Origin of the sequence: Sphingobium abikonense NBRC 16140, from assembly GCF_001598335.1 — a bacterium.
Taxonomy (GTDB): Bacteria; Pseudomonadota; Alphaproteobacteria; order Sphingomonadales; family Sphingomonadaceae; genus Sphingobium; species Sphingobium abikonense.
In genome coordinates this window covers 1-3,367 of sequence record NZ_BCYT01000036.1, presented here as the reverse complement: position 1 = coordinate 3,367, position 3,367 = coordinate 1, and the positions used below count along the sequence as shown (strand labels likewise).

General features: G+C 55.5%; 5 protein-coding genes. 2 read left to right on the top strand and 3 right to left on the bottom strand.

The annotated features are described in order from the left end of the window. Window positions 1-41: 41 nt before the first annotated feature. From SAB01S_RS17865 to SAB01S_RS17855, 3 genes are all read right to left on the bottom strand, one after another. Window positions 42-953, bottom strand: a complete 912-nt coding sequence (locus tag SAB01S_RS17865) for an Abi family protein (protein WP_062734678.1) — start codon at window positions 951-953, stop codon at window positions 42-44. Between the two features lie 156 nt (window positions 954-1,109). Then, the gene (locus tag SAB01S_RS17860; RefSeq protein WP_062734676.1) at window positions 1,110-1,388 is read right to left on the bottom strand and encodes a YuaX family protein; all 279 of its coding nucleotides are present in this window, start codon (window positions 1,386-1,388) and stop codon (window positions 1,110-1,112) included. 227 nt (window positions 1,389-1,615) lie between these two features. Continuing rightward, a complete protein-coding gene (locus tag SAB01S_RS17855; protein WP_062734675.1) occupies window positions 1,616-1,840 on the bottom strand; it encodes a DUF2188 domain-containing protein in 225 nt (74 codons plus the stop codon). Between the two features lie 180 nt (window positions 1,841-2,020). Here SAB01S_RS17855 and SAB01S_RS17850 point away from each other — a divergent pair, with 180 nt between their 5' ends. Together SAB01S_RS17850 and SAB01S_RS19045 are read left to right on the top strand one after the other, a co-directional pair. Then, a complete protein-coding gene (locus SAB01S_RS17850) occupies window positions 2,021-2,371 on the top strand; it encodes a helix-turn-helix domain-containing protein (RefSeq protein WP_062734673.1) in 351 nt (116 codons plus the stop codon). Between the two features lie 2 nt (window positions 2,372-2,373). Beyond that, window positions 2,374-2,937 carry an ImmA/IrrE family metallo-endopeptidase gene (locus SAB01S_RS19045; protein ID WP_083951457.1) on the top strand — a complete coding sequence of 188 codons (564 nt, stop codon included), beginning with the start codon at window positions 2,374-2,376 and terminating at the stop codon, window positions 2,935-2,937. Window positions 2,938-3,367 lie beyond the last annotated feature (430 nt).

Sequence of the window (3,367 nt, the reverse complement as noted above, 5' to 3'; positions counted from 1 at the left end):
AGTGGGAGATCGCGTTGAATGTCTTGCCGTCGCCGCCTGCCCTAAAGCCATAAAGGACGGCCAGCCCACCCAGCCGGAAATCCCATCATCGTAAGGTGACCTGTCGGATGGGTCGCTAGCAACGCCTTCAGATCGGCCGCCCAAGTGGAAGTCGGATCCACCTTTCCAGCAAGAAAGCCGATCAATACCAGCGAATTGTAAAGCATAGCCGGGCCATTTCCAGCCGGCGGTTCCAAGGTTGCAGCTAGGTCGGCGGGCTTGTTAGGCAGTTTCGGCCTGATCAGAAATCCGCGGTTCCACAGACGAGCGTGATCCGCGCAACTGTTTCGTACGATCGAGAGATGTTTGAGGATCGGAACGAGGAGCGCTTCAGGTAAACCCAGGGGTTGGGCAATCACATTCCGTAGAGCCCTGTCCTCCAAAGAGGAGTACCAGCGGGATAGCTGGCCGAAAGACATCATCTCAGCCACCATCCACACCGGGGGCATTGCCGGATCATCATATGTCTTCCTGTAGTGGTCAATATAGGTTTCGGGGGAAGTACCGACCTCGCGCGCAAGGCGTGAAAGATTGTCGTGGAACTGGCGACGGTCGGTGTAGAGCGCAGCATCCAGATAGCCGTGCGGACCGCCATGCTGTGCCAGCGCATAAGCCCAGCTTCCTCGAACTGCGACTTCAATTCTTTCAATCGCATTCAGCAGCAGCAGCCTCAAGCGGCGGTCAAACTCGTAAAGGGCGGCAACTGTATCGAAGTCGGTACCGGGCAGAAATCTGGGCCCGGGCAGGCCCTTGGGCTTTTCAAATGGGAGCCAATATGCGCTCAGACGATAGTAGCTGACATGGCGCAGCCAGTGCTCTGCACGAGGAACATCTGCGATCGCCATGCCTTGCGCTGTCAGGTGCGCAATCTGCTGGGCGATCGTCGTTGCGGGTTTGTTGAAAGGGCGAGTCACCGAGCTACTTAGCTTCTATGGTGCTGAAAATAAAAGACCCGCCAAGTGTGCATACCCTTTCGGGTAGAGGCCTGGCGGGTTCGATTGCGCTCAAGATAGAAGGCAAATTCCTACATTTCAACTAATCGTTTCACAAATCAGACGAAGCGTTCCCGCTTAGTTCGAACAGGTCCGAGCGCTTTCCGCGCGGGCGAGAATGCCATCCCGGTACCTGGCCTTCATCTGCGGGATCAGTTGGGCGACCATTGGATTGCTCCGAAAAGCACCCACTTTCTGATCGATCGCGTTCTCCATCGCCCTGATCGCTTCATCGATGCTGGCTTGATCGTTTGGGTCAAAACGGACTTCCGTGATCGTGCCGTCAAGTTCCTTGAACGCACGGGATGCGTCGTCAAGCGTCTTAGTCAGCTTGTCGAAACCAGTGATCTTCACCATCGAAATCTCCTATTTCGCCCAGTGTCCAAGAACCCATTCCCACTGATGACGGGCATAGTCGTAGCGCCAATGCGCCCTTACCCACTTCGTCTTTCCAAGCGGCCGCAGCGTTTTCATGTTCTGCATTCGATCAAGCGGCTTCAACGGACGGAGCGACTTCAGCTTAGGCAATTTGCGCATCAGCGCCTCCAAAAAAAGGGCCGCTCTGACGGGAGCGGCCTAACAGTTCAGCCTTTCGGCGGATAGGGATCGTTCCCATAGGACCAAGCTTCACGGAACTGACCATTCGCGCCCTGGATGCGGAGTTCGGCACCTTGGTTTTGGGCGATTTCGCGCCCACGTTCGATAGCCTGCGCTTGCGTGTCGAACGAGCCGGTGAGACGGCTATTACCTTCGCCCCGAACGCCCCAACCGCTTCCATTCCGCACGACGTATTGATTCTTACCACTCATGTTTACTGCCTTTCTGCACGTTGAAGGGGCGCCCGGCCGCACTATCTCTTGACTCAGAGAGCTCGGCGTGATTCCCCGTCTCTTGTGTAAGGCAGTATCAATCATGAGACGACTTGTCTTACGTGTGAGACACTATCGCCGGCGGTCCTTGAGAGTCAAGGGGCGCTGTTGGAGAATTTTATGGAAACCCTTCCTATCCAGGATCTGGGGCGCCTGATCGCAAAGAGACGGGGCACCCGCGGGATAAGATCAGCTGCTGCCGAGGCGGGGGTAAGTTCGGCGACCTTGTCCAGGGTAGAGAATGGAAATGTGCCTGACTTGGCGACCTTCGCTAAGATCTGCCGTTGGCTTGGCGTTGATCCGGCCATCTTCCTAGGAATTGAGACGAACGAAGAGCCGACCAAAAAAGCTGCGGTTGTCCATTTCCGCAAGAAGAAGACCTTCTCACCGGAAACCGCCGAATCGTTGGCAGAACTTATCTTGGCTGCACAACGGGCTAAAGAGGCTCGTTTGGCATTGCAGCAACAATAAGAATGCGCAGGGGGTTTAAGGCCGAGTCTGAGAGACTATCAGAGGCTGCTCGGGCTTCGCTGGCTTTGGGCGCGCTCGAAAAACTTGATCCCTGGGCATATGCCGAATCGCTGGGAGCATACGTTCTCGCAGCAGACGAACTAGACTTGCCCCCACAGCATGCAGCCCAACTTCTCGAGCGGGATCCAGACAGTTGGTCAGGAATGACGTTGGCAGAAGATGGGCTCCTCCTGATCGTGCTAAATTCAGCCCAAAGCAAACGTCGCCAAGCCTCCACGTTGATGCACGAACTCGCACACTCGATTCTGGATCACACCCCGGCAAGCGTACAAGTCTCGCCCGCGGGCTTGGTACTGCTCTCCGACTATTCAGATGAGCAGGAAGAGGAAGCTGATTGGCTGGGAGGCGCACTCCTGCTGCCTCAAGCAGCACTCTATCATCACCGCAGTGCCGGGAAGTCTGTAACTGATATCGCGCGTCATTTCGGCGTAAGCGATGACTTGTGCCATTGGCGTTGCCGCATGACGGGCGTTGAGAAGCGACTGGCTTTCCGGGCTAGAGCATAGCGCATGATCAATAATTGTTATCTGGGCATCAATGATAGCGTTGGCCGCTAGGTCCCAATCTCAGAACCGTTCGCTTCGCTGATCGGCCGATTATTGATAATACCCTAAAGCCGCAACGCGTCGCTCGGGTTCAGAAAAGCCGAGGTGACAGCGCACAGGTTTTGGACCACTGCGAGCAATCTTCTGAACGAAATGGGCAAATGGCATTGGGCCGCGACCGAACGGCGTTTGGCGCATGTGATGCCTTAATGGGCCTATGCCCGCGGCACGCATTAGAATGGGCGGTTTGAGATGATGCGTTTGGAGCGACTATCTCAACCAGCTCCAGGTTGAGAAATCATCAAGGTCAGCTGTGTTCGGCGCTAGCGCGTATCTTGCTGGCCCCTCTGTCAATGATAGACTATGTAAAAGATCGCACAATCGCGTTTTA